Genomic DNA, 26731 nt, shown 5'->3' on the forward strand with positions numbered 1-26731 from the left:
CGGCCACAGACATCGGCCGCAGCGGCGGTGATGGCGAACAGTGGTTGCCCCGGCCCAGCAGGCGGACACCAAGGCGGGCCCAGCCGCGATCAACCTGGGGCAGGCAAGTCTCATCGGCATCACCGCGGCGTCGGGCCTGCCGGTCGCGCGCCGCTATGGGTACTGGCACCAGCGCCGCCCGCGTGAGTCCGACCAGGTGACGGAGGTGCCTGCCCTCAGCCCCATGGTGGACAAGGCCGCACAAGCAGCCCGCGCGGCCACGGCCGCCGAGTGCGACCCCGTGTCGCTCAGGCGCTGACGGGCTCGGCCCCGCTCGCGTCGGTACGACCGCGCCGCTCCTCGAACGAGGCGAAGAGCGCCGAGACGCCATAGACGATGCTGAAGAGCCCGAAGACGTTGGCAAGCGAGACCGCACCGATGTCCGGACGGACGAACAGCACGAACGCAAGCGCGATCGACACCAGGCCGGTCAGCAGGAACAAGGCCCGCTCGCCCGCCTTCTCGCCGCGCTGGAAGGCCAGGACGATCTCCATGGCACCGGTCGCCAGTGCCCACGCGGCGACCCAGATCGTGAGCGCGAGGGCTGTGATGCCGGGCCACGCCAGCGCGACCACGCCCGCCGCCAACGAAAGCAGGGCAAGCAGCAGCCAGCCGAGGACGGGCCCCACCCTGTCGCTGGCGAAAGCACGGGCACCGTCCGTCACCGCACTCATGAACGCGTAGACGGCGAAGAGGATGACGAATGCGCCGACAGTGATGCCGGGCCATGTGACGGAGACTATGCCGATGACGACGGCCAGCAGGCCGCGCCAGAGGAGTGCGGTGGGCGAACTGAGCATGGTGACCTTCCATATGAGGGTGACGCTTGGTGCCTGACACGAAGCGGGGATGGATGGTGCGGTGCCCGACCTCGTCCGAGGCCGTGGCGTTCGCCATGAACGCTAGAGTCGTGGCTGCCTGCTGCGATCCGTCATACGACTGCATCCGGTGCTTCACCGTTGACCTGCTCACGACCGAGTGCGCTTTGGACCGCGTCGAACTGACCCATGCGCTGATCGACGAGGCCGACCAGCCGGAACTCAGCGAAGCGGACCGGGCACGTCCTGCGGGGCGGCCAGGTGCAGCCGGTCGGCCCGATCGCTGGTCTGCCTGACAGGCGGCGCTGAGCCGGGGGAGCGGTGCCTGTTCCAGGTGGCCTTGTCGGCGCTGTATTGACGGCCCTTCAAGACCTCGACGGCGGGCAGCCTCATGTGCAGGAGATGCCGCCTGTACCCCGGCGAAAATGACAGGCTCGCTACAGCATTGTGCCGATGCAGTGCATCAAGCCGGGGGTCGTTTCCCAACCCAGGAGATGGATCACCTTGCGTGCGCCGGGCGGCGTGGCGTGCAGCCGCAGACGGCGGCCGTCGCGGCTGAGCGTCTTCGCGGCGGTCGTCATCATGCGGATTCCGGCGACGTCGATGAAGGTGACGCCCGTGAGATCAACGTGCAGATCGCCACTGCCGAACTGGACCGACTCGTCGAGGGTTGCGGCGACTAGATCCCGGGAGCAAAGGTCTATTTCTCCTTCGAACCGCAGCCCGGGCGGGCAGATCGTCGAGATGACACGCAGGAGCGGGTTAGCCCGTAGCAGGCGTTCTAGGGTCGGAGATGCCGCAAGGGCGACGGACGACGGACGGGGTGGTCGGCGATCGGTCATGGAAGTCCCGTTCATTCTTGGTGGGAGCGCGCCGCCGCGGCTGCCCCAGGGGAGCCACCAACCGGGAAGGCGCGGAACGATGAGAACACCATGTCGAACAGTTGGCAGCTGAGGCTTCTGTAACCTGACTGACCGCCGTACCGCGCTCGGGACGGTCGGCGACCTCTGCCGAGTGGACTGAACGGCTTCCGGGAGTACGTGCGTTGCCGGCTATCGAGCCTGGCCTTGCTCGTCGGCTGTGAGCCTTTCCAGGGCCGTTCGGGGTGTCAGATGCCGATCGCCGAGGCGAGGAGCGGCGGAACGAAACGCTGTCGGCAGCCGCATTCGGCTCGGACCAACTCCGCTTGCTGTGCCGGGGCGACGTCGTCGACGTCCGCGGACCCCTGCGCGGCGGTCCGTCCTGCTCAGGCCGGCGTTGGGTTCCGGGGCGGTCGGCAACAGCACCTTCCGTATCGGCGCGAGCGGCTTCTCGACAGCGGAGGCGAAGACCGCCCGAGCCGTCAGGACCGCGCGGTCCCGCGCGTTCCCGGTCGTCTCCTGCCGGGGCGGCTTCCGGTCCCTGTCGACCGATGTGTGGGCGCACCGCGCTGTGGCGGTGCGCCCACAAGATCAGCAAGATCAGCGGAGACCGAAGGCCCGGATCACGGTCTGCGTGACCGCGTTGCCGGCACTGTCGTGGGCGTGAGCCCGCAGCGAGACGAACTGGGCCCCCTTCGGGGCGGACAGCCCGAACCGGCCGTCGTCACCGCTGGTGATCTCTCGCCAGGTGTGTCCGTCGTCGTAGGACACCTCCAGGGTCACCGCCGACAGGGTGCCGGCGCCCGTGGCGTGGGCGAGGTGGGCGACGGACGCCGTCAGTGTCGCGTTCCTCGCGGTCTTGCCGGCCGCGTTGGTGTCGACGCCGTAGTTGATCTGCATGAGCGGCAGGACCGCCTTCTCGTCCCCCGCCGGGGCCTGCGAGGTGAAGTCCCACTCGGTGTGCGTGGTGGAGGAGTACGGGCTCACCGTGCTGTCCCGGTTGGCGTCCAGGACGAGACGGTAGGGCAGCTTGCCGGTGCCGGGTGCGTCGGCCTGCACCTCGGTGTTGTCCGAGTTCTGGGCCAGTTGGGTGTCACCCTGGTAGAGCGTGAGGGTGTGATGCATGCGCTGGTAGTCCAAGGACATGCCGACGTGGTCCGAGCCGCCCCAGGCGGGGACGTCGAGGACCAGGTGACTCCCGCTGCGCGTGGGCGGCTTGTAGTTGTTGTTCAGGTACGGGCGCTCGATGGGCTTGAACCACTCCTGCGTCTGTGTGCTGTCCGCCTGGTAGGTGGTGCGCGGCTCGATCTCGTAGATCAGGTTGTCGACGTAGGCCTCCTGGCCCCAGGAGTATCCGGGCCCGGTGGAGACCCAGTCGACCCGCTGCGAGTTCACCGGCTCCCGCATGTATGGCCAACCGATCGCCCAGTCCGCGTTGTAGACCGGATGGTCGTAGCGGAACTCACCACCGCCCAGGGTCGTATCGGGGCTGTCGAACGTGACGTTCACCTGCGCGAGGTTCTCCGGGCCGCCCTGGACGACCATGTGGTCCGGGATCTCGTTGTGCCACGTCCTCATCAGGTCGTACACGTAAGGGCTGACCGGCTGCGAGTCCACCGAAAGCACCGCCCCGTGATCGGAGGCCTGGCCGAAGAGCTTCTCGCCCTCGTCCGTGCTCAACAGCGTGACGTCGATTCCGGCGGGGATGCTGTGCCCCAACGCGCCCTTGCCGTAGCTCCGGAACCGGCGCCCGGGTTCGTTGTTCACGACCAGCAGGAGCTTGGCGCCCGCTGCGACCGCCGCGGCGGCCTGGTCGGCGTCGCGGATCGTGTCGTTGCGGCGGACGACGACCGCCTTGCCCTGCGCGTCCAGACCGGCGTAGTCCGCGCTCGTGCCGTCGCCGGCGGCCACGAACGGGAGCCTGTAGTGACCTTGGGGGAGCGGGGTGACGTTCTGTTGCCGGAGGGCGTCGGTGAACTCGGTGGTCTTGGTGGCGATGGCCAGTGCCGGCTGCTCCTTGCGCCAGCGGGCGCCGAGGTAGAAGTCGCCGTGGGTCACCTTGTGCGTGGTGGGCTGGGCCCACAGGCTGTCATAGCCGGTCTGGGTCAGCAGGAAATCGCGCCAGTTGCTGCCGCCCATCGAGCGGTCGTACTCCAGGCGCTGGAAGGTCGTCTCGGTCCGCTGCGGTGTGGTCATGTCCACCCGCTCGATCTTCGCCGCGTCCAGGGTGACCGTGGCGTCGTGGTGGTCCATCACGACCTCGGGGTCACCGAGCAGCGCCATCCCCATCGAGTGCGGGCCGTGCACGCCCTGCACCTCCTCGAAGGACATCACCGAATAGACGTCGTTCTGGAGGTACGTCTGGAACGTGCCGCTTTCGTCGACGTAGTAGAACACGGGCGCGTCGTCGCCGGACCGCAGCACCTCGACGACCCCTGGCATCGGATTTCCGTGTGCGTCCTTGAGGACCACGGTCAGCTTGTGGGTGATGTCGCCCAGCGACACAGCCGTGTGGGTGACGACCTTCCCCGCCGTGTCGGCCGCGACGACCTGACCGGTCCAGCGGCCGCCCCCTGTCGCCGTGGAGCCGTCGATGGTGACCGTGACCTCGGCGGTGCCGTGCGCCGGCACGACGACCTGGGGGGCGGACAGCTGGAACATTCCCGCAGGGGCGTTCGGGGCCTGCACGGACAGGTCGAGGGTGACCGGCACGTCACCCATGTTGGTGTACGTGACGGGGCGCCTCACCGTGCCGGACCCGCCCGTCGTCACCTCGGTGGCGAACGCGGTCGAGGAGGCGAAGACACCGGCGCTCAGTGCCGACGCGACGTCCACTCGGCCGCTGCCCGCCTGGAAGGCGTTCCATGTGGGCAGCTGCTTCGAGCTGCTCACCAGCAGGTCTTTCAACTGGGAGCCGGTCAGCCCGGGGTGCGCGGCGGCCAGCAGCGCGGCGGCTCCCGCGACATGAGGGGTGGCCATCGAGGTCCCGCTCATTGGCTTGTAGCTGCCCTGGCAGCCCTCCGCGTATTGCGAGCATGCCGCCAGCACGTCGACGCCGGGCGCGCTGATCTCCGGCTTGAGCGCGCCGTCGACGCGCGGGCCCTGGCTGGAGAAGACGGCGACGTCGTCCGAGGAGTCGACGGCCCCCACGGTCAGGGCGGCGTCAGCCGCGCCCGGGCCGCCGATGCCGGTGGGCGTACCGGTGTTGCCTGCCGCGATCACGAACAGGGCCCCGGTCTCGGCGCTGAGGCGGTCGACCGCCGTGCTGAGGGGGTCGGTGCCGTCGGACGGAGTCGAGTTGCCCAGGCTCATGCTGATGATGTCCGCGTGCTGGTCCACCGCGGCCCACTCCATGCCGGCCAGCACCCAGGATTCCTCGCCGGAACCCGCGTCGGAGAGCACCTTGCCGATGTGCAGGTCCGCGCCGGGTGCGACGCCCTTCTCCTTGCCGTCCGACGCGGCCCCCGTGCCGGCGATGGTGGACGCGACGTGGGTGCCGTGCCCGTCGAGGCCGCGGTCCGTCACGTCCTCGTCCGGGACGAAGCTCTGCGAGGCCGCTATTCGGCCGGCCAGGTCAGGGTGTTCGGCGTCGACGCCGGTGTCCAGGACGGCGACGTCCACGCCCTTCCCGGTGTCACCGGCCTCCCACGCCTGCGGCGCGCCGATCTGGGAGGTGGACTCGGCGAGATCCGCCTTCACGACCCCGTCGAGCCAGATGCGGGCGATACCCGCACCGAAGGCCGGCTCGCCGGACGCGGACGCGGCTGTCGCGGTCTTCGAGCCCGACGCCGGCGCGGAGGTGACAGCCCGCCAGAAGTCCGCCGACCGGTCCCGGTCCTCGGCCAGCGCGGCACCTCGGACACTGCCGAGGGCCCTGACCCGGGTAGCGCCCTTGGGGGCTGCTGAACGCAGCCCTGAGGAGGCTTTGCTGTCGTACGAGACGATCAGCGGCAACTGATCGCGATGTGCGTCGTCGTAGCCGTCCGCCACGAGTCGGCTGACGTTGAACAGGCGCTTGTCCAGCGTGCCCGCCGCCACATAGGGGAGAACGGAGCCGGGATACACGTACAGGTCGCCGTTCGACTCCATGATGTGTGCGTCGACCGGTGCCCCGGTGGCGCTGCGCACATCGACGGTGCCTCCGGCCTTGCCGCCGGACCGCCGGGTGGTGACGACGTCCCCCGTGACCAGGGTGACGGTGTGGGCGCCCGGAGGCACGTTGTGCTGCGCGGCGGGAGCGGTGGAGTCGGTGGGTACGGGTGCGGTTGCCGCGGCGTGGGCGGCGGACAATGCGGCGGGTTGTGCCAACGACAGGAGGGCGGCGCCGACGACGGCGAACACGCTCCAGCGTCTCGGTGATGATCTCAAGGGATCCCTTTACTGTTCCGTGGGGCCGGGTCGGCCCACAGGCGGTTCACGACCGCCCCGGGTGAGGGCGCGTCGCATCCCGGTGCGAAAACCCGTGTGCGGTGTGCGGGCGTTCACGGTGATCTCTCAGACGTCCGCACCGTGGCCGGACGGGTTTTGGATCAAGACCGGGAAGTCAGGGTTGTTCGGAGCGTTCGGCTGGGTGGCCTGACGTCGGAACGGAGCCTCTTGGTGCAAAGCCGCCGCGGGGCCGCCGAGATCAGCCGGTCCGGCGTCCCGGCGTCGGCGTTGTCGGAGGCCTCCTGCAGCGCCCGGACATAGCTGAAATCGTCAGGCAATTCCTGCAGGAAAGGCTGCTCGGTCGACCCGGGTTTCACGAAGAAGGTGGTTAGTCCCGGGGATCGCAGCAGCTCGTAGGTCGCGTTTCGGACGGTGATCTTCTCAGTCCCGCTGTCGTCCGGGCTCGATGGCGAGGGTGGACGGTGCGGATACCGCTTTCATCACCTTGATCTGTGCCTCGTCGCGTGTGGCGTCCAGTTCCTCGATGCTCGCGCCGAAACGGGCTTGTTCGGAGAGGAGTTGGACTGTCGGCTCGTCGAACGTAGGGGTGCCGAGGTCGCGCCAGAGGCTCTCGAGGCCGGGACCGAGGTGCTTGAGGAACTGGGGCAGACCGCCGGGACCGCCACCGAGGTGGAAGCTGCGGAAGGGGCCTGCGACGGCCCACCGCAGGCCGATGGAGGAGGTCACGATGTCGTCGAGTTCCGACTCGGTCACCACGCCCTGGACGACGAGGTTGACGGCCTCGCGAAACAGCGCGGCCTGCAGCCGGTTGGCGACGAATCCCGGCACCTCCTTGCGCAGGACTTGCGGCTTCTTGCCGAGCGCCGTGTAGAAGGCGACGGCGCGCTTGACCGCTTCCGGGTCGGTCTTCTCGCCTGCGACGACCTCGACCAGCGGGATGAGGTGCGGCGGATTGAAGGGATGGCCGATGACGAGTCGTGCGGGCTGCCACAGCGCTTGTGCGATGTCGGTGGCGCGAATGCCCGAAGTGGAGCTGATCAGCAGGGCGTCGGGACGTGCGGCCTTCTCGATCCGGGCGAAGAGGCCCTGTTTGACGTCCAGGCGTTCGGGGCCGTTCTCCTGCACGACGTCCGCGTCCGCGACCGCCTTGCCGAGATCGGCTTCGAAGCGCAGGTTGCGGTCGAGGTCGGCGGTCGGGAGTCCGAGCGCGCGCAGGGTGGGGATGAACTGCTGCAGTTGGTCGTGTACCTGCTTATCCACGTCGGGCATGGGGTCGGTGACGGTGACGGTCAGGCCCTTGGCGAGGAACAGGGCGGTCCATGAGGAACCGATGACCCCGGCGCCGACTACGGTGACGCGCCGATGGGCGTCCAGAGTGGCGTGGGTGGCGACGTGCGTGTCGTTCATGGTGACTCTTCCTGGGAATGCGGCCGGAGGCCGCGATGGAATGCCAGGACGATCTCGATGGCACCCGTAGCGCCCACGCGCCGATCCACATGGTCAGGGCAAGGACCGTGATGCCACGCCACGCCGGCGCGACCACTCCGACGGCGGCCGCCGGCAGGCTGCGCCGGAGGAGTGCGTTGGGCGAGCTGAGCACGGTGATCTCCCCAGGGGTGAGGGTGTCGTCTCGTCCTTCCAGGAAGCGAGGGAGAGGCGAGGCATGCGCGCCGGTGCGCCCGACCTTGCTCGAGGTCGTCTTCTCTGCGTCGAACGCTAGGAGCGGCCGCCCGGACGGTGATCCGTCATTCGACTGCAGTCGGTACTTCATTACTTCGTCCCGCAGGCGGATCAGTCCGCGAACGCGTGGCGGCGGACCGTCACATGACGCAATGCAGTCATGTGACGGATGTGCGGACCGTGTTCCGGCGAGAGGATCGGTGACGCCCGAGTGGGGGAGGACGCTGGGAGGGGGACGCGGCTGCATCCTGGCTCTCGGCCCGTGGGCGAGGAGCCGACGTGATAAGAGTGAGCGAAGGCCATGGCATCCGGCGTGCTTCGGACGCCGTCGGCACGTCGGAAGGTTCCTTGGTGCCGGTGATCGATGTTCCGCCTCGACGGGCCGTCCGCCGGGCGGCCGATCTGTGGCGGCTGCTCGTGTCCCTGGCCTCACTTGTGGTCACGGTGCTGCTGGCGGTCGCGACGCGTGGTTTCGCCCGTACGGTGCAGCAGGGACTGCTCAGCACGGCGACCGCGCTGCCTCCGGCTCTACGGGACGGTCTCGTGGGAACGGTGCAGGTGGTGGCCATGCTCGCGCCGATCGCCGCTCTGGCGGTGTGGGCCGTACGGCGGCGGGTCGACCCTGTCCTGCGGGTCGTACCCGCGGCGGCGCTCGGCGCACTTGTCGCATGGTCGCTCACCCACCTGGCGTTGGTGCGCAGTAGGCCGGATGCGTGGCCGGAGGTGTTGGTCGGTCGGCGCGGTCTGGTGCAAGCGGGTTGGCCGTCGGCCGTGTACCTGGCGGCTTGTGCGGCGGCGGTCGTCGCCGCGGGCCCGTGGCTCGGGTCGCGTTGGCGGCGGGCGATGTGGTCGCTGACCGCCGCGTGTGCCGTGCTGAGCGTCGTCGCCGCCGCGATCGTGCCGCTGGACGCCGTCGCCGCACTCGCCGTGGGTGGCGCGGCCGGATCGGCCGTGCTGCTGCTGGCCGGGGCTCAGGCCGACCGCCCGGCGGCGCAGGCGGTCGCCGACGCCCTCGTCGTCTCCGGAATCCCGGTCGCCACCCTGCGTGAGCCGCCCTCGGACGAGCAGGGTCCGGGTGAGGGCACCGTCTACCGAGCCGAGACCACCGCCGGTTCCCGGCTGGCGGTACGGGTGCTCGCAGCCGAGGACCACGACCGCGATCTGTTCCACCGGCTCGCCCGACGGACGCTCCTGCGCCACCCGGCCGATGTGACCACCCAGTCACCGCTCGGGGCAGCCGAGCACGAACTGCTCATGCTCGTCTTCGCGGCCCGCACCGGCGCCCGGGTGGACGAACCTGTGATGGCGTATCCGGTGGCCGGGGGCGGCGCCCTCGTGGCGACCGTCGAGAAGGACGCCCGTGCGCTGTCCGCGTTGACGGACGAGGAGATGACCGACCACGTCCTCAAGGGGGTGTGGACGTCCGTGGCCCGCCTCCAGGAGCACCGGCTGGGACATGGGGCGCTGCGCCCGGAGCACGTCCTCGTCGAACCGGGCGGTGAGAGCCGGCTCTCGGCCTTCGCACGTGCCCAGCTCAATGCTCCGCCTGCGGTGCTCGGCAGCGACATCGCCGAGCTGCTGGCCACGACCGCGGTACGGGTCGGCCCCCAGCGGGCCACCGCGTGCGCACTGGCCGGCCTGGGACCGGAACTGCTGGCGACCGCGCTGCCCTACCTGCAGCCCCTCGCGCTGATCGGGCCCGCGCGGCGTCAGGTCGCCCGGTACGACCAGGACCGCGCACGGGCGGCCAGGAAGAGCGCCCGGCGGCGAACGCTGCGTGCGGGCGGTCGTCCCAGCCTGCTGCGTGATCTCGCCGCCGAGGTCGAGAAGGCCGGCGGAGCGCCGTCGGTTCCCCTCGCACATCTGGCCCGCTTCACGTGGAAGAGCGCCCTGGGCCTGGTGGGCGCGTTTCTGGTCCTCCACCTTGTGCTCCCGCAGTTGGCGAACGCCCCGGCGGCTCTCGACGCGCTGCGCGACGCGAACTGGTGGTGGGTACTCGCGGTGCTGCCCATCACCTTCGTCTCGCAGGCGTTCTCGACCTGCCTGCAACTGGGCACCATCCCGGACAGGCTGCCGTTCGGCCCCACCTACCAAGTGCAGTTCGCCAGTTCGTTCCTGAACCGGATCACCCCGAGCAACGTGGGCGGCATGGCGCTCAATCTGCGCTACCTGCAGAAAACGGGGATCGAGACCGGGGCCGCCACGGCCTCCGTCGGGCTGCAGAGCCTGGCCGGTGCGATCTCCAACGCCGTTGTCGCCGCCATCTTCTTCGCCTTGGCGGGACGGCGCCACGCCGGAGTGCATCTGGACCTGCCCGCGAGCCGGTATCTTCTGTGGGCCGTCGCCCTGGCGCTCGCTGCCGGGGGCCTGCTCGCCCTCACCCCGCCCGGCCGTCGCTTCCTGCACGACAAGGTATGGCCGTTCCTGCGCGCGGCAGGGTCGACCGTCGCCGAGCTCGCGACCGAACCGGCCAAGATCGTCCTGGGCGTCACCGGCGCGCTCGGCCTGCCTCTCATCCAGATCGTCGGCCTGGCCATGAGCCTCCACGCGCTGGGCAGCGACCTTCCCTTCATCCAGGTCGGTGCCGCGTACATGGCGGCCCGACTGATCGCCAACGCGGCTCCCGTGCCGGGCGGTCTGGGCGCGCTGGAGGCCGGGCTCATCGCCGGTCTGACGACGCTCGGCGTGCCGGCCGGGGCGGCCACGTCGGCCGTGCTCGTCTACCGGCTGCTCACGTTCTGGCTGAACGTCCCGTTGGGCGCAGTGGCCCTGAGCGTGGTGCAGCGGCGAGGCTACGTCTGACGTGCGAGTTCATTGATGGGTCCCGGCGCGCCTGCAGCCGGAGGCGGAGCCCGTGAGCGGCGCGCCGCTCCTGCGGAGGGGCGGGCTGTGGGGGCTCGGTGCCTGCCGGATGCCCGCTGCGCCGTCGTACGGTGCGTTGCCCGACGCATTGTGGTTCTGGGCCCAGTCATATGACTCAAGCTCTTGCCGCAGTGGTTCCCTAAGATCTCGCCGAGAAGACATTGAGTGTGCTGGAGGACTGGGGAGACGCGTGTACGAGGCTGGACTCCTTGGCCGCGATGAGCAGTTGAGAGTCCTGCAGGAACTGATGGGAAGGCTGCCCGATGCCGGTGGCGCCATGACACTGCAGGGCGGCCCGGGCGTCGGCAAGTCCGCGTTGTTGCGGGCCGCGGCCGAACACGCCCGCACGGCGGGATGGCAGATGCTGGAGGTGGCCGGGCGCTCCGACGACACGCCCTTCAGCGGTCTACGCGAGTTGCTGAGGCCAGTGCTCGGCACGATGGACGCTCTGCCTGCAGAACAGGGCAGGATCCTGTGGTCGGCGCTCGAGATCGGTTCCGGGCCACCACCGGAGACCTGCAAGGTGGCCCTGGCCGCATTCAACCTGATCACTATGAGGGCGGCTGAGAAGCCGGCGGTGCTGATCGCCGACGATGTGCAGTGCCTCGACTGGCCCACCCGAGACGTATTGGCGTTCATGGCGCGCCGGGCGAGCGACAACCCGACCGTCGTCCTCGTGGCACTCCGCCGCGGACGGATCATGCCGGGCGTGCCCGTACTGGACGTGCCGGTGCTGGACGAGCCCTCGGCGCGGCGGCTGCTGGCCCGCCACGCGGCCACGCTGCCTCCTTCCGTTCGGGAGCGGATACTCGGGCAGGCGCTCGGCAACCCGCTCGCGCTGGTTGAACTCCCCGCAGCGTGGCGCCCGACGGGACCGCCGGGTTCGTGGACCCACCTGCCGGTGAACTCCGCACTGGCGACGGCGTTCGCGGCCGGGCTCGGCGAGCTGCCGGCGCAGGCCCGGGACGCCCTGTTGGTCGCGGCCGTCGACCATGTCGGAGACCTCTCGGAGATCCTGGCAGCCGCCTCCGTCCTGGCCGGGCGCGCCGTCGCGGTGGACGTGCTCGACAGCGCGGTCGCGGCCTCGTTGACACGACTCGACAGGACGACACTGCGCTTCCTCCATCCCGTGGTCCGATCCGCGGTGTTGCAGGCGGAGACCCCAGCCCGCCGACAGGCGGCCAACGCCGCGATGGCGCAGGTGCTGGCCGAGCAGCCGGACCGGCGCACATGGCATCGTGCCCAGTCCGTCAACGGCCCCGACGACGAGATGGCGGACGAACTGGCGGATGCTCACGCTCCCTTGCTTCAGCGTCACGGAGTCGTCGCGGCCATCTGGGCGCTCGAGCGATCGGCTCAGCTCAGCGCGGACTCGGCCACCCGGGGACACCGGTTGCTGCGTGCGGCCGAGCATGCGTACGGTCTCGGCCGTACACGCCTGACCCACTCCCTGATCGACGAGGCAGAACGTCAGGAGCTCAGCGATGCGGACCGGGCGAAGGCCTGGTGGTTGCGAGACATCTCGGACGCGGACCCGCAGCCTGGTCCGGCCCGGACGCACGTGCGGGATATCACCGAGCTGCCGGTCGGCGATCCCAACCTGGCTCTCGACCGGCTGCTGAGCGCTGCGCTCCGTGCCCACAGGACCGGTGCCGACCCCGCTCTGCGGGCCGGCATCGTCGCGGCCGCCGAGCGTCTGACAGGCACGAGCGATCCACGCCACATCGCCGCTCTGGCGCTGGCCGAACCTGTGCTCTACGGCCGGGCGGTGGCCGACCGGCTGCCCTCGAACGAGACGGTGTGGTATTGCCCTGACGCTGACGGCCTCCGGCTGTTCGGCACGGCCGCGCACGCCATCGGCGATCCGGCCCGCGCGGTCGACCTGCTCAGCCGAGCGGAACCAATTCTTCGCGAGCAGGGCCGACTCGGTCTGCTGTCGGAGACACTGCTCACCGAAGCTGCCGACCTGCTGCTGCTCGGGGACTGGCCGCGTGCCGCTCATCTCACCGAAGAAGCACGCCGGATCCTCGCCGAGACTCGACAGCCGGCCTTGGTCGCCGCGCTCACCAGCACGGACGCGGTCGCCGCCGCACTGCGCGGGCAAGTCGAGCGCGCGGAGGAGCTGGCCGACACCGTGGCGGCATGGCAGCGCGCCGATCTCATTCCGACGCTACGGCTGGCCCGTGGCGTGGCGCGGCTCGGTGAGGGACGGTACGCCGAGGCGTACGAAGAGCTGAGGCCGCTTCTCGACCAGCCGCACGAGGACCTGCGGTGGCAGGGCTTCGCCGCGGTGATGCCGTTCGCCATGGCAGCGGATCGTGGCAGCAGCCGTCATGAAGCCGCGCACATACTCGCGGTCCTCGAGGAAGCGGCACACGTGACTCCCGCCCCGCTGCTGCACGTTCAGCTGCCGTACGCGCGAGCCGTGCTCGCCGCCGACGCGGCGGCCGAGGAACTGTACGTGGTCGCGTTGGGCCAAGACCTGGCCCGCTGGCCGCTGGTCAAGGCGCGGACGGAACAGGCTTACGGACACTGGCTGCGGCGCCACCGGCAGGCCGCCCGGTCGCGCGCGATGCTTCTCTCGGCGCGGACCGCTTTCGAGCTCATCGGAGCCTCCGACTGGGCGGGCCGCAACGCTGCTCAAGCATCCGGCAACCCGCTTCCGTCCGTCACGCATCTGCTGTCACCCCAGGAGACACTGATCGCCCGGCTGGCTGCGGAAGGGCTCTCCAACCGGGAGATAGCGGCACGGCTGCATCTGTCACACCGTACGGTCGCCGCACATCTGTACAGGGCCTTCCCCAAGCTCGGGATCAGTTCGCGCAGTGAGCTGGCGCCGCTGTTGAAGGTGCCGGAACCGGCCGCGAGCGACCACTGAAATCAGTGTTCGCCGCACCGCCGGATGTGTGGGCGGGATCAGTCAAACGACGCATGCCGCCGATGGTGCGGGGTGATTAGCGTGGAGGCTCTAGGGAGTCGGGAAGGAATCCATGGGCGCGGCGATGCTGGTCGGAAGGGAGCGGGAGGTCGCCGCGCTGGCGCAGCTCCTCGAACGCACGCCGCCACGGGGTGCGGTGCTGCTGATGCTCGGGGACCCGGGTATCGGCAAGTCGTCGCTGCTGGATGAGGCGGAGTCCAGGGGGCGAGCCCGGGGTTTCCGGATACTTCGGCTGGCCGGTGTCGAGTGCGAGGCGACGTTTCCCTTCGCGGGACTGCATCAGATGGTCGGTCCGGTGCTCGATCATGTCTCGCTGCTTCCGCGGCACGAGAGGGAAGCGTTGTTGGCGGCGTTCGGCCTGGTCGAGAGTCCGCCACCGGATCCGTTCCTGATCAGTCTGGCGGTTGTGGATCTGCTGGCGGCTGTGGCAGCCGACCGGCCGGTGCTGGTGGTGGCCGACGATGTGCAGTGGCTGGATCCGCAGTCGCATGAGGTGCTGACGTTCGTCGCACGGCGCGTGGCGGGACCCGTGGTGATCATCGCCACGATGCGCCGGGGCCATACGGGCTCGTTCCTCCAACCCGGATTTCCGGAGCTGACTGTCGGTGGCGTGGATGACGATGCGGCGGCGCAGATCCTGTCCGCTCATGCTCCTGGCCTGTGTCCGGCCGAGCGGCGGCGCATCCAGCGAGAGGCGCTGGGCAATCCGCTGGCGCTGCGCGAGTTGCCGATCGCGATGGCGGCCGGGCCCTCCGGTGGACTGCGTCCGCTGACCTTGTCCGACCGGCTGGAGCACGCGTTCGCGGGGCGCGGGGCCGAACTGCCCTCGGCGACCCGGGACGCCTTGCTCGTCGCGGCCGTCGACCCGGCGGGCGACCTCGCCGAAATCATCGCCGGGACCTCGGCCCTGCGCGGCGAACCGGTCGCTCCCGCGATGTTCGACCCTGCGCGGGCGGCAGGACTGGTGAGCGTGGAAGAGGGCCGGGTCGCCTTCCTGCACCCCCTGATGCGTTCGGGAATCCTGCAGGCCGAAAGCCTGGCCCGGCACCAGGCGGCCCACGGGGCGCTGGCGGACGCACTGGACGATGTGTACCGGCGGACCTGGCACCTCGCGCAGTCCATCGTGGGTCCCGACGACCGGATCGCCGACGCTCTGGAGGCCAATGCCGCGCAGGCGTTGAGCCGGGGAGCGGTGTTCTCGGCGATCAACGATCTTGAGCGGTCGGCCCAGCTGACGAGTTGGTCGGCGTTGCGTGGGCACCGGCTGCTGATGGCCGCCGGGCACGCCTTCGGAATGGGCCGGGAGGACATCGTCCACGAGTTGCTGCAGTCGGCCGCGAGGACCGACCTGACCGACCTGGACCGGGCCCGTATGGAATGGCTCGGCGAGATGTTCGACCACACTCCCGGGGGCGCCGCTCGCGTGAACGAGTTGTGCGACCTCGCCGTTCGGTCCGCGCCTGCCGATCCCGATCTGGCCCTCGACATTCTCCTGGCGGCTGCCTTGCGATGTTGGTGGGCCGACACGGGGCCGGCCGCCCGGGCGCGTGTCGTTGCCTGCGTCGACCGGCTGCCGGAGACGGTCGGCGACCCGCGCCACCTCACGGCCCTGGCGGGGGTGGAACCGGTGCTGCGCGCCCGGCAGGTCATCGAGGCACTGACCCGGACGCCTCCTGGCGACGATGGGGACGCACTGCTGGTCATGGGTCTGGCCGCGCACGCGGTGGGGCACATGGCCCTGGCGGCCGAGCTGCTGGCCCGCTCCGAGGTGATACTGCGCCGGCAGGGCCGACTGGGACTCCTCTCGCAGGTGCTGACCACGCAGTCGGTGACGTACGTGCTGCTCGGGGAATTGGTGCGGGCGGCCGACGTGGCTGAGGAGGGGAAGCGGCTGGCAGCGGAGACGGGGCAGCCGGCGTGGGGAGCCGGACAGCTGGTGTGCGACGTCCTGCTGAAAGCGTTCGTCGGTGATGCGCAGGAGGCACTGCGGCGGGCCATCGAGGCCGAACTGCGAGAGGCCCGCGGCCGGAACGTGATGCTGTCGATGCTTCAACTCGCCCGTGGACTGGTGTCACTGGCGGCCGGGCGGAACCGGGACGCCTACCGGACGTTGCGGGCGATATTCGATCCGGCCGAACCCAGCTTCCACCAGCGGCACGGTTTCGCGAGCCTGATGTTCCTCGCGGACGCGGCCGTACGCGCCGGACACCGGGAAGACGCCCGCGAGCTGGTGGCGGAGCTGGAGATGATCGCACGGGAGACGCCGTCGCCGCTTCTGCACATCCACCTCTCGTACGCCCGCGGCGTCCTGGCCACCGACGAGGACGCCGAGGACCTCTACTTGGCGGCGCTGCGGCAGGATCTGTCCGACTGGCCCTATGCCCGCGCGAAGCTCGAGCTGGCGTACGGCTCCTGGCTGCGCCGCCAGAAACGGGTCCGTCAGGCGCAGTCGCTGCTGACCTCGGCGCAGTCCACCTTCGACCGGATCGGCGCGCTCCCGTGCGGTGACGAGGCACGACTCGAACTGCGGGCAACGGGCGCCCCGATCGACTGGCCCGAGTCGTCCGCCGAACGGTTGAGGCAGATCACCGAGCTGTCCGCCCAGCGGCTTCCGGACGACGAGATCGCCGAGCGGCTCAGCCTGCCCAGGGCGGTTGTGGCGATGTATCGCGACAGGACTCGGCCCGGCACCCGCCGGTGAGGACATCGTGGCAGTCGGATGACCCAAGCCCGGCAACGGAACCTCCGGCAGCATGACATGAGTCCGCTTCTCTCGAGTGGCCGGATGGGACTGCATGGAGAAAACCGAAAACGGGTCGATTTCCTCGCTCGATTCTGATAATTCGGCACCCCACGGTGTCGAACTGCGCCATCTGCGCTATTTCGTGGCAGTGGCGGAAGCAGGCACCTTCACACATGCCGCGGAGCGCATGTATGTCGCGCAGCCGACACTGAGTCAGCAGATTCGGCGTCTGGAGGAATTCGTGGGCACGCCGTTGTTGCAGCGTCGGCGTGAAGGAGTTCGGCTGACCGAAGCCGGCACAGTACTGCTGGAGGAGTCCCGGGCCGTTCTCTCCCTGGTCAATCATGGCGTCAGCCGAACCCGACACGCGGCGGGTCTTGGCCGGTCGCGCCTGCGTTTCGTCGTTCAGCCCTATCTGCCGCCCACGCTCGCCGCGGCGACCGTCTCGCGGTTGCGATCCGCGGCCCCCGAGGTCGATGTCACCTGGCTGGAGACGTCGCTGGACGCTGATTTCTCCTCGATCCTCCAGCGGCGGGCCGACGCCGCTCTGGGCTGGATGAGCTCGGCGAACCGCGCGCTGCCGGTCCCCCTCGACGTGATGGACATCGGGCCCTTCGAACCCGATGTCTGGATTTCGGCACGGCACCCGGGGGCGGCGAACGGGACCATCGGCCTCGACGAACTCGCCCGCATGCACATCATCCACGGTCCTCGTCACGACGACCCCGGAACGTACGACGCATGGCGCTCGGTGCTGCAGACCAGGAACCCCTCCTTCGAGTTCACCGACCCGCCGTTTCGGCAGTCGCTGCCCATGACGCTGGCCTTCGCCGCGACCGGGAGCCGGCCGAGCGCCGTCCTGACGGGGCCGTGCCACCCCGTGGGGATCGATCCGCAGTCGACGGCGGACGCGGGCCGTCACGAGATGGTGCCCGTTCGCGTCGAGGGGTCCCCGCTGACCGCCATCGCCGCTCTGGTGTGGAACACGGACCTCCCCCGTGAATTGCAGCAGGTACTTTTCGACACCGCCGAAAAGATTGCCCCCTGAACCGCTACCCGATCCATGTCACGGAATCCATAGCGCAGAGCAATACCAGAATCATCCGCATCGCTTTTACCTGCACCGGGGTTTCGCGGTCAACTGATGGCGAAGCGGAAATTCGCCGCTCTCACCGGAACGGAAGGGTCCCTCTGATGAGCAAGACAAAGGACATTCGCCAGTCGGTCGACGCGGAACTCGTCTTCGACCCGCTGGTGGACGCGACGGACATCACCGTTCACAACCTGGGCGGAGAAGTAAGGCTCACCGGCACGGTCCCGAGCTACCTCCAGTACCTGGAAGCCGCAGCCGCTGCGCAGCGTGTGGCGGGCGTCACCAAGGTCCACAACAACCTGGAGGTGGTGCTGCCGGCCGCGCACGAGCGCGACGACGCGACGCTGGCCGCGACGGCGAACAACGTGCTGCTGATGAACGTCGCCGTGCCGGTCGGTGTCGAGGCGACCGCCAGTAACGGCAACCTGAAGCTGACCGGCGTTGTCCGGTACGGCTCGGAGCGCCAGGCCGCGGAGCGGGCGGTCACCGGACTCACGGGAGTCCGCGGTATCAAGAACAAGATCGAGATCTCCGACGGCGCCGACCCGGTCGACGTCACCCTGCTGGTGTCGGACGCGCTGGACCGCAACGCGCTGATCCTCGACGACAGCGAGGTCGCCGTCACCACCAATGGGAACACGGTGGTCCTCACCGGCCATGTCCGCACGTGGGCGGAGCACGACGCCGTGATCGCGGCGGCCTGGATGGCCCCGGGCGTCTACGACGTGCGCGACGACCTCTACATCACCGGCTGACACCAAGTCGCATCAGAGGATTCACAAGGGCCGGTTCCTCGGGAAACCCCGCGGGACCGGCCTGTTCCTCTTCTCAGGACCACCCGAACCCGACCGAGAGGCACAGCACGCCATGCACGACGCGGCTCGATCCATGAAGAAGGGCACCGGCCGTTTCCGCGAGCCGGGCGCCGAGCTCGAAAACCTGCTGCGGGACGCACTCGCAGTGGTCGCCGGCACGAAGGCGGTCTCCCGCACACCTTCCCACCATCACTGGTTCCGTGACGCTCCGCGCCACAGGCTTGCCCGCACCACTGGCCACCTCTTCGGCTACGCGCTGCTCGGCTACATCGTCGTCCACCAGCGGCGGAGCCTGAAGAACCCGGCCATCTGACGAGAGGGCCCGCTGCCCGGCGCGGTCCGAGGGGCATACCCGGAGGCCGCGCCGGGCGCAGCTCACGCGACCCGGCACAGATCAGCGCAGAAAGGCAAGCACATGGCCCGCTCGGACAACGAACCAGGCAGGGACGTACGTTCCTCAGAACAGGACTGCACGGATCTCTCCCTGAGGATGTGGCGGCACGTGTCCCTGCACGAGACACTGCCCGTCCAGGCCCGCTTCAGCTACGCCCGCACCCGGCCACTCGAGGTGCGCGTCGATTTCGTCAACGACCTCGGCGGCGCCGTCACCTGGGTCCTCTCGCGGGACCTGCTCGTGACGGGCCTGAACCGACCGAGCGGTGACGGCGACGTACGGATCTTGCCGCCGTGCCAGCGCCATGGCGGGGACAGCCTCTGCCTGATTCTCCAGGGACAGACCGGCGCGGCACTCCTCGAAGGCCGCATCGAACCCCTGCGCGCCTGGCTCGAAGAGACGCTCAGATTCGTTCCCTTCGGTACGGAAGGCCTCTCGATGGACTGGGACGAGGCCTTCGCGCACGTTCTGGGAGCTTGGGAACGCTAACGGCCTACGGTGTCCAGTAAGGTGTCACGCCGTCGACGGCCTGGGCTCGGTGCCGCAGGCCCAGGCCGTCGACAAGGGCGGAATCGGACAGGCGCATGTGGCCCTCGTGGGTACGCAAGAGGGCGAGGACGATGTGGTCGAGCCCGGTGCGCCGGGGCAGCACGTTGACCAGTCCATGACGTACTGCCCGCAAAAGCTGGGCGCGCCCCGCGTACTGGGCCACCAGCACGATGCGCGGCCGCCCATATTCCCTGCACGCACCGCGCATGAACGCAAGCGCCTCTTCGTCGAGCTCCGTGGCCAGGACGAGCAGCGCCTCCGCGCGTGCTTCCTGCTCCGGTCGCAGGAGGCACACGCGGGGCCGGGCGCGCAGGGCGGTGGAGATGTCACAAGCAAGCCGGAGGTCGCCGGACTTGACGGCCACGGTCACTGGAGAGGTCACTCGTTCCGTTCTTCTCATGACTCCGAAGCTAGGTGGCCGACGACCTGTCGGGCTTCCGTCGGACGACTGCCCGAAGCACGTACGGCGGTCGTCCGGGCCGTTCCCGCCGCAGGGTAGGCGCTTGCGTCATCCGACGGAAGTCGCCGTCTCCCAACCCGGATCACGATGGCGCCCTCGGCCCCCTGGCCCGCTCAGCCGCTCGAAGGAAGCGCCATGACCAGCCCGATCAACCCGACCCGTCCCCGTGTCCTGATCGTCGGCGGCAGCTTCGCCTGCGTCGGCTGGTGGCCGCTTTCAGATCAACACGGAAGGGAAGCACATGGCCCGCTCCCAGAACGATTCAGGCAGGGAGGTGCCTTCCGAGGAACAGGACTGCGCCGATCTCTCCTTGACGATATGGCCGTACGTGTCCCTGCACGAGACACTGCCCGTCCGGGCCCGCTTCAGCTACGACCGGACCCAGCCCCTCAAGGTGCGCGTCGAATTCTCCAACGACATCGGCGGCGCCGTCACCTGGGTCCTCTCCCGGGACCTGCTCATGGCAGGCCTGCACCGACCGACCGGCGACCGCGATGTTTGGATATGGCCGCCGTGTCAGCGCCAGGGAGGGGACAGCCTCTGGCTGCTCCTCCAGGGCGACACCGGCGCGGCGCTCCTCGAATGCCGTATCGCCCCGCTGCGCGCCTGGCTCGCCGAGACGCTCCGATCCGTCCCCTTCCGGCCTTCCGCGCCGTTGCCTCAGGCTCGGTGACGCAAACGTGCATCGGTCCGTGACGCGGCGCAGAAGCCCGGCACGCCCGACGTACCGGGCCACCAGCACGATGCGCGGCCGCCACGTTCCTTGCGCGTACCGCGCATCAGAGCGAGTGCCGCTCGGCCGAGCTCCGTGGCCAGGCCGAGCAGCGCACGCCTGTGCTTCCTGCTCCGGTCACAGCACGGTACATATGACGGTCGTCCGGGCTGTTCCGGTCGCGCGGGCCGCGAGGGCCACCCGTCGGCTACCGCTGGAGCGAGAGCAGGTGCCAGTGCCAGGCGTCGAGTGCGACGAACAGGCCCGCGTCAACCAGTTCGTCGCGTCGTCGCCGACGCCCGCGATGCCGTCCGCACCACCGCTGTGGCCGCGCCGCACCACCTGCGACACCGAGTTCGTGCTCCAGCAGATCTGCCGCCAGGACGATCCCGGGCCTCGCCCCAGCGGTAGGCCCGTGAGCCGGCCTGGTCGTGGGTGAAGTACGACCAGGCATCACCGCCGGGGCTGTAGTCCTCGCGCACCGTGCCCCACTGCCGCTCGCTCAGATACGGCCCCCAGCGCCGCCACGCCGCCCGCCCCGCATCGGCATTCGCCAGCCGCAGCCGCTCGGCGTCCGCCCTGCCACCGCTCTCCGTCATCGCACGCCCTCCCCATCCAGCACCTTCACTCGGACTTCGGCGTCTCGGACTCGGCCGCAACGACCTTGCGGGGCCGCAACTGCCGAAGCCGTCTGCGTTGCCCCTCGGACATGCCTCCCCAGACGCCGTACGGTTCAGGACCGCTCATCGCGGTCCAGGCACAGGCCTCGATCACAGGGCAACGCCTGCAGACGGCCCGGGCCTTCGTCTCCCGCGCCTGCTTCTCGGCACCGTGCTCGCCGGACGGAGAGAAGAAGACGGAGCTGTCCATGCCCCGGCAGAGTGCGTGCTGTTGCCAATTCCAATAGGCGAGAAAAGGGCGATGTCGATGGATCATGACGCTTCCTCCCGGTGACAGGTCGATGCAGGTCATCGTCACCGCCGGGTCGGCGTCGCGGCTTCAGTCGATTGGCTCATTGGCGGACGGTACGCGGGGATGCGGGCGGGGGAGGGAGGAAGAATTCGGCCCACGAGGCGTGCCGCGCGCGTCCATTTCGCTGGATCTATTGAGAGGACTGCTCGGTACTGTTCATCTTTGCTTGGTTCTGCGCGAGGAACGTCTGCACCTCCTGTTCGACCTGCTTGGAGTCGACTCCGAGGGCATGTCCGATGTGAGCCGACCACACCTCCGAGCGGACATTGGTCTCGAAGTCCAGGTCGGCGCGGACCTTCTCGCGAATCGCCTGGCGGTTCTGGCTCACCATCACGAACGTGGACAGAAAGATCGCCTCAAGGCTGACGATCATCGTGAGCAGTCCGAAAGGGTACGGGTCCCAGATCGCTGACTGGCCGAACAGCCCCTCGTTGCAGGCAATCCAGACCGTGAACCACGCCGCGTGGATATAGACGAACAGCATCGTTCCGGCGAAGGTGGTGATCGCGTCCGCGATCCTGTCCTGGGTCCCGCGCATCCGCGCGAGAACGACCTGCTCGCTCCGGAGCCGTCTGCCGAACCCATTCGTCCCAAAGGTCATGGCCACTCCTTGATCCGCTGCTCACGAGAGACGCCCGCCAGGGTACGCGCGGGGCAGGTCTCCCTCTTGGGTCAATCGACTGCCTAGCAGGCCGAATGCGAATCCGTACGCCGTTCATTGAGCCGATTGACCGAAGCGAGCCGGGCCGTCGCCGCGGCAGAGTGACGCCGGCGCCGCTTCCGCTTCGCCCCGCGGGAGCGGCCACTCTCCGGAGGAGAAGGGCATGAGCATGGCCAAGTCGACGGCGATGCCAGTGATCTCGCGGGGGCTGCCGGCCGTCGTCGTAGGAGTCTTCTCGTTGGCGTGGCCCCGAGTCACCGTGAGGGCGATTGTCGTCGCGTCCGCCCGCTACGCCCTCGTCGCTGCCGGTGTCATGCGTGACTTCAGCAGTGAACGCGTCGGTCCGGTGAAGGTGAACGTCGCCGGAACCTGGAGCCAGGTGCACATTTCCTGGCAGGAGCATATGGACCCGGACCGCAAGAAGCGGGAAGAACGTAAGGCGGAGCGCGATGTGAGGCGTCCGCAGAAGGCCGCCGATGATGCCAGGGATACGCCTGCCCAACGTGCCGCGCCGATCGTTGGCGATGCCTGCGCGGGCGTCGCCGCATCCGGCGTCACGGACGCCGGATGGCCCGTTTCCTGTATGAGGGAAAGCGGATCTCGTCCCCGCTCAGCCCGCCCGCCGGTCGGGATGCTTCCGGATGGTGGTCGCCTTGTCCATGGCTGTGATGCGGCCGCAGCCGTGTCGGCCTGCGGGGCTGCGCGCGTGATCGAGACGCTTGGGGTCGCCCGGAGACTGCTCATGACCAGCTCATTGTGGGGCGAGGCCCGCTCTGCGAGGCGCCGTAGGGTCAGGAGGCCCCTGAAGCTGCTGCCGGCGCTGGGCGTCAGGAGAGCCAATGAGGCCTCCGCTGACGCATTTCATCGGCGTCCCGCGGAGAGATAGGGGATCCCCGGCCGGATGCCTCGCGGCGACCATGTGGCCAATCACTGCCGTTGGCGCCGATTGCTGTGGCCAGGAACATCGACCACCGTTCCGCAATCAGTGATGATCTGTTGTCCATGTGAAGTGGACGTTCGCCCACGTGGGGACAGCACGCCACCTCCCGTGCCGCTTCGACATCGTCCGAAATGGACACAGGAACCAGGTCCCGGCACCGCCCGGGCAGGGCTCGGGTAGTCGGGTGCGGCTCCCTTTGCGGCAAGTCGGCGGACTCGTGCTGTCGCAGGGCGGGGGCGCAGCCGTGCGAGCCCGAGGGCGAGAAAAGGCCATGTCGGTACAGGGCGTCGGTCCGGCTGTCCACCCGAAAGCTGCAGGAGGTCAGTGTGAGCGATGGTCGACGTCGTGGTCCCCACGCCGTCGCAGTCGGCGGACTTCGGATAGTCGGAGGCCCCGATTCCCTGCCGTCGTCAGGTTCTTCACGGCGGGCGCCGCCGCCGAGCCCCGAGGCCGGGCCGAGCCCCGTGGCCGGGCATAGGACCAGCTACGAGCCGGTCCTTGATCATCGCAAATTGAGTGAATAGTAAGGATGCTCTTTCTTGTCAACCGATCATAATTCTTCCGGCAAGCAGCTTGATGGCGGGAAGTCGGTGACCTCACGGCCTGGAGTGGACCTGGCCGGGCGCACGGCCGAGCTGGAACTGATGGACTCGCTGTTCGTCCGGCTCGATCGGGGCGGCTCCGGGCTGCTGCTGCGCGGTGCCCCGGGGGTGGGAAAGACGGCACTGCTGGATGCCGCCGCAGCACGGGCCGCAGACGTCGGAATGCGGGTACTGCGCGCCTCCGCCGTGGAGTTCGAGGCCGAGATGAACTTCTCGGCGCTGCACCAGATGCTCTACCCGCTGCGCCATCACGCCGAACGGCTCGCCGACCACCATCGCGACGTCCTCCACCGGATCTTCGGTCTCACGCCGGGAGCCTCCCCGGACCCGCCGGCTGCCGCGGCGGCCGTACTCGCCCTGCTCGCCGAGGTCACCGTCGAGCATCCGCTGCTGATGATCGCCGACGACGTGCCGTGGCTCGACTGCGCCAGCGCGACCGCGCTGGGGTTCGTCGTCCGCAGGATCAGCGACCACCCGATTCTCTTCCTGGCCGCCATACGGACTGGGGCGGGCTGTTTCTTCCACCAACTCCAGCTGTCCGTGCGCGAGATCGGGCCGCTGACCGCACAGGCGGCAGCCGAGCTGCTGGACGCTCGATGGCCCGGGCTGGGGCCGTCGGTACGGCGGCGATTGCTGGCAGAGGCCGCGGGCAACCCGCTCGCGCTGCGGGAGCTGCCGGAGGCGCTGAGCGAGCCGCAGCGCTCAGGCCAGGACCCGCTGCCCGCGCTCCTGCCCCTTTCCGAGCGGCTGGCGGCGGCCTTCGCCTCTGCCGTCGAAAGACTGCCTGCGCCGACCCGAAAAGTGCTGCTTGTGGCCGCGCTGGACGCCGGAGCCGACCTGACCACGGTACGGAAGGCCGCGCAAGTCTCCGCGGGCGATGACCACCTCGCTCCGGCGCAGCAAGCGGACCTGGTACATGTCGATGCGGCCGACGGCCACATGTCGTTTCGGCATCCGCTGATCCGCGCCGCGATCGTGCACCGGGCATCCCCGAGTGAACGCCGGAGCGCGCACCACTCCCTGGCCGCGGCCCTGGCCGCCTTCCCCGAGCGCCGCGCGTGGCATCTGGCCGAGTCCGCGACCGGACCGGACGAGGCGGTGGCCCGGGCGCTTGACGAAGCAGCCCTGTCCGCCTGGCGTCGCGGCGCACCGTCCGGCGCCGCGGCCATGGCGTCGGACGAGGGGGCCGTCTTCGACCGGCGGCGCTCCACTGCGTCCGGCGCGGCGGCCGCCCTCATCCGGGCGGGTGAACTCAGCCCGCATCCGGGCGACCGGTCCCGCAGACTGGTCGAGGCCGCCTACCTCGCGACCATCACCGGTCAACTCGAAGACGTTCCACGGCTGTTGGCCGATGCCGGACAGACACTCCACACGCCGACCGGGCTGGTCTTCGCCGTCACCGCCCACCTCCTCACCAACGATGAGGGCGATGTCGATGCCGCTTACCGGTTCCTGGCCCGGGCGTTCGACGACGACACCGCTCCCGCCAAGAACGACAACTGGCACTGCTACGGCATCCTGTACGCGGTGCTGCTCGTCAGCCTCTACACCCTGCGCCCCGAGCCGTGGCAGCTCCTCAAGACCGCAATGGCCCGGTTCGAACCAACTGCGGTAACCCCGTTCAGACTGTGCTACGACGCGTACGTCGACCCCACCCGCACCTCCGATGCGGTACGGAAGGGCCTCGCCGACGCCTTCGCGGCACTACCTGGCGACGCGGCACCCTGGGAGCTGATCCCCCTGGCCTTCGCGGCGGTCGCGATGGACGCTCTGTCCGACTACAGGTACCTGGTCCGTCGCATGATCGAACGGGAACGCGACGGCGGCGCGATCGCCATGGTCATTCCCGCTTTGATGCTGCTCTGCCACGACTCCTACGTCCACGGACAGTGGGACGAGGCCGAGACTCTGGCACAGGAGGGGCTGGACCTGGCAGCGGCGTACGGCTACTTCTTCTGGGAGCAACAGCTTCGGGCCCTGCTGGCATCAGGCGCGGCTCTTCGCGGCGACGCGGACCTCGCCCGGACCCGCAGCGAGGAGACCACGACCTGGGCGGCGCCCCGCGGCATGGAGGTGACGGAATCATACGCCCGGGCGGCTCGCAGCTTCGCGGCCCTGGGCCAGGGCGACTACGAGGAGGCCCATGCCCAGGTGGCCCGGATCGACCCACCCGGCGCACCGAGCCCCGGCATCCCGGGCCGATGGAAGGTCCTGGACCTGGTCGAGGCGGCGGTCCGCACCGGCCGCATGGACCAGGCCCGCGCCCACATCGCAGCCGCGCAACAGGCAGGCATCCACCGCATTTCCCCCCGCATCGCGATGATCAACGCCGGGGCCGCGGCTCTGACTGCCGAGGAGAAGGAAGCCGGCCCCCTGTTCGAGGAAGCCCTGTCCCTGCCTCAAGCGGCCCGGTGGCCGTGGGAACACGCGCGCATCCAGCTCGCCTACGGGCAGTGGCTGCGCCGCACCCGCGACCCCCGCGCCCGCCTGTACCTGAGCGCCGCCTACGAAACCTTCGACCGGATCGGTGCCAAAGCCATGGCCCAGCGGGCCCGCAACGAGCTACGCGCCACTGGCGTTGCCACCACCACCGGGCCCGACGCACCGACAGCCGCGTTGACCGCGCAGGAACGGCAGATCGCCGAGCTGGCGGCCATCGGCCTGACCAACAAGCAGATCGGCGAACGGCTGTTCTTGTCTCACCGCACGGTCGGCTCGCATCTGCACCGGCTGTATCCCAAACTTGGTGTCACCTCACGCGCCGCGCTCCGCGCCGCCCTGGAGGCGATGGCACCTGGCGAGGACGACCAGGCCTCACCGTCGGCGTTCCTCGCCGAGGTCCAGGACGGCCGGCAATCCCGTTCGGCCGCTCATGACTGAACATTGCCGAATCGCATGACTGGTTGGTCAATGTGCTCATCGTGCTGAAGCGCCGGCGTGCCACCGTTGACCATCACCGCGTGTGACTTCGGCCCGCGCTGGTTCTGGCGTCCGGTGTTCTACCTGGCCCGAGCCGTCGTCGAAGCCCCGGCCGGCTGATCCACCGGCTTCGGGGCGACGTCGGCCCGCGGCAGGACGAGGAGGCAGTGACCACCTGGCGGCGCGAGGAGTGGCCCGGAGAGCAGACAGCGCTGCTACCGACCGGGCCGTCCGATGACGCCGGTCTGCGAGAACCTCGGCGCCGATCGCAGCCTGCGCCGACAC

General features: G+C 69.5%; 20 protein-coding genes. 12 read left to right on the top strand and 8 right to left on the bottom strand.

Features of this window, described 5'->3' with window-relative positions; all coding sequences use genetic code 11:
• Positions 1-40: 40 nt before the first annotated feature.
• A complete protein-coding gene (locus tag ABZX90_RS19820; protein ID WP_351127545.1) occupies positions 41-298 on the top strand; it encodes a hypothetical protein in 258 nt (85 codons plus the stop codon).
• On the opposite strand, the gene ABZX90_RS19825 is transcribed toward ABZX90_RS19820, so the two are convergent.
• Positions 288-839, bottom strand: a complete 552-nt coding sequence (locus ABZX90_RS19825; protein WP_351127544.1) for a DUF308 domain-containing protein — start codon at positions 837-839, stop codon at positions 288-290. The two genes, ABZX90_RS19820 and ABZX90_RS19825, sit on opposite strands and share 11 nt — an antisense overlap.
• Positions 840-868: 29 nt before the next feature.
• On the opposite strand from ABZX90_RS19825, the gene ABZX90_RS19830 reads away from it, so the two are divergent.
• Positions 869-1153, top strand: a complete 285-nt coding sequence (locus ABZX90_RS19830; protein ID WP_355206467.1) for a hypothetical protein — start codon at positions 869-871, stop codon at positions 1151-1153.
• Between the two features lie 141 nt (positions 1154-1294).
• Here ABZX90_RS19830 and ABZX90_RS19835 read toward each other — a convergent pair whose 3' ends face one another.
• From ABZX90_RS19835 to ABZX90_RS19845, 3 genes are all read right to left on the bottom strand, one after another.
• Positions 1295-1699, bottom strand: coding sequence for an STAS domain-containing protein (locus ABZX90_RS19835; protein ID WP_351127542.1), 405 nt, complete (start codon positions 1697-1699; stop codon positions 1295-1297).
• Between the two features lie 618 nt (positions 1700-2317).
• A complete protein-coding gene (locus ABZX90_RS19840) occupies positions 2318-6085 on the bottom strand; it encodes a S8 family serine peptidase (RefSeq protein WP_355206471.1) in 3768 nt (1255 codons plus the stop codon).
• A gap of 441 nt (positions 6086-6526) precedes the next feature.
• Complete coding sequence (locus ABZX90_RS19845; RefSeq protein WP_355206474.1) at positions 6527-7513, bottom strand: 3-hydroxyacyl-CoA dehydrogenase NAD-binding domain-containing protein; 987 nt, start codon at positions 7511-7513, stop codon at positions 6527-6529.
• A gap of 630 nt (positions 7514-8143) precedes the next feature.
• Here ABZX90_RS19845 and ABZX90_RS19850 point away from each other — a divergent pair.
• From ABZX90_RS19850 to ABZX90_RS19880, 7 genes are all read left to right on the top strand, one after another.
• Positions 8144-10588 (top strand): lysylphosphatidylglycerol synthase transmembrane domain-containing protein, encoded by a 2445-nt coding sequence (locus tag ABZX90_RS19850; RefSeq protein ID WP_351127539.1) that lies wholly within the window; start codon positions 8144-8146, stop codon positions 10586-10588.
• A 250-nt stretch (positions 10589-10838) separates the two neighbouring features.
• Positions 10839-13526, top strand: coding sequence for an AAA family ATPase (locus ABZX90_RS19855; protein ID WP_351127538.1), 2688 nt, complete (start codon positions 10839-10841; stop codon positions 13524-13526).
• Between the two features lie 112 nt (positions 13527-13638).
• On the top strand, positions 13639-16287 hold the full coding sequence (locus ABZX90_RS19860) for an AAA family ATPase (RefSeq protein ID WP_355206478.1): 2649 nt from the start codon (positions 13639-13641) through the stop codon (positions 16285-16287).
• Between the two features lie 94 nt (positions 16288-16381).
• Positions 16382-17377 (top strand): LysR family transcriptional regulator, encoded by a 996-nt coding sequence (locus tag ABZX90_RS19865; RefSeq protein WP_355206481.1) that lies wholly within the window; start codon positions 16382-16384, stop codon positions 17375-17377.
• Between the two features lie 146 nt (positions 17378-17523).
• A complete protein-coding gene (locus ABZX90_RS19870) occupies positions 17524-18177 on the top strand; it encodes a BON domain-containing protein (RefSeq protein ID WP_355206484.1) in 654 nt (217 codons plus the stop codon).
• A 133-nt stretch (positions 18178-18310) separates the two neighbouring features.
• Complete coding sequence (locus ABZX90_RS19875; RefSeq protein ID WP_351127530.1) at positions 18311-18550, top strand: hypothetical protein; 240 nt, start codon at positions 18311-18313, stop codon at positions 18548-18550.
• Between the two features lie 189 nt (positions 18551-18739).
• Positions 18740-19120 carry an SsgA family sporulation/cell division regulator gene (locus tag ABZX90_RS19880; protein ID WP_351127528.1) on the top strand — a complete coding sequence of 127 codons (381 nt, stop codon included), beginning with the start codon at positions 18740-18742 and terminating at the stop codon, positions 19118-19120.
• 4 nt (positions 19121-19124) lie between these two features.
• Here ABZX90_RS19880 and ABZX90_RS19885 read toward each other — a convergent pair whose 3' ends face one another.
• Complete coding sequence (locus ABZX90_RS19885) at positions 19125-19562, bottom strand: hypothetical protein (RefSeq protein WP_351127526.1); 438 nt, start codon at positions 19560-19562, stop codon at positions 19125-19127.
• Between the two features lie 352 nt (positions 19563-19914).
• Here ABZX90_RS19885 and ABZX90_RS19890 point away from each other — a divergent pair, with 352 nt between their 5' ends.
• On the top strand, positions 19915-20313 hold the full coding sequence (locus ABZX90_RS19890; protein WP_355206489.1) for an SsgA family sporulation/cell division regulator: 399 nt from the start codon (positions 19915-19917) through the stop codon (positions 20311-20313).
• A gap of 308 nt (positions 20314-20621) precedes the next feature.
• Here the strand turns inward: ABZX90_RS19890 and ABZX90_RS19895 are convergent, their stop codons facing one another.
• The 3 genes from ABZX90_RS19895 to ABZX90_RS19905 all read right to left on the bottom strand — a co-directional run bounded on the left by ABZX90_RS19895 (position 20622) and on the right by ABZX90_RS19905 (position 21925).
• A complete protein-coding gene (locus ABZX90_RS19895; protein WP_355206492.1) occupies positions 20622-20951 on the bottom strand; it encodes a hypothetical protein in 330 nt (109 codons plus the stop codon).
• A 25-nt stretch (positions 20952-20976) separates the two neighbouring features.
• Positions 20977-21324 (bottom strand): WhiB family transcriptional regulator, encoded by a 348-nt coding sequence (locus ABZX90_RS19900; protein WP_355206495.1) that lies wholly within the window; start codon positions 21322-21324, stop codon positions 20977-20979.
• A 130-nt stretch (positions 21325-21454) separates the two neighbouring features.
• Positions 21455-21925, bottom strand: coding sequence for a DUF1003 domain-containing protein (locus ABZX90_RS19905; RefSeq protein WP_351127520.1), 471 nt, complete (start codon positions 21923-21925; stop codon positions 21455-21457).
• A gap of 223 nt (positions 21926-22148) precedes the next feature.
• Here ABZX90_RS19905 and ABZX90_RS19910 point away from each other — a divergent pair, with 223 nt between their 5' ends.
• Complete coding sequence (locus ABZX90_RS19910) at positions 22149-22871, top strand: hypothetical protein (protein ID WP_351127518.1); 723 nt, start codon at positions 22149-22151, stop codon at positions 22869-22871.
• 644 nt (positions 22872-23515) lie between these two features.
• Positions 23516-26407, top strand: a complete 2892-nt coding sequence (locus ABZX90_RS19915; protein WP_355206499.1) for an AAA family ATPase — start codon at positions 23516-23518, stop codon at positions 26405-26407.
• The last annotated feature ends 324 nt before the right edge of the window (positions 26408-26731 follow it).

It is taken from the genome of Streptomyces sp. NPDC002935 (assembly GCF_040611295.1).
In the GTDB taxonomy this organism is placed as follows: Bacteria; Actinomycetota; Actinomycetes; order Streptomycetales; family Streptomycetaceae; genus Streptomyces.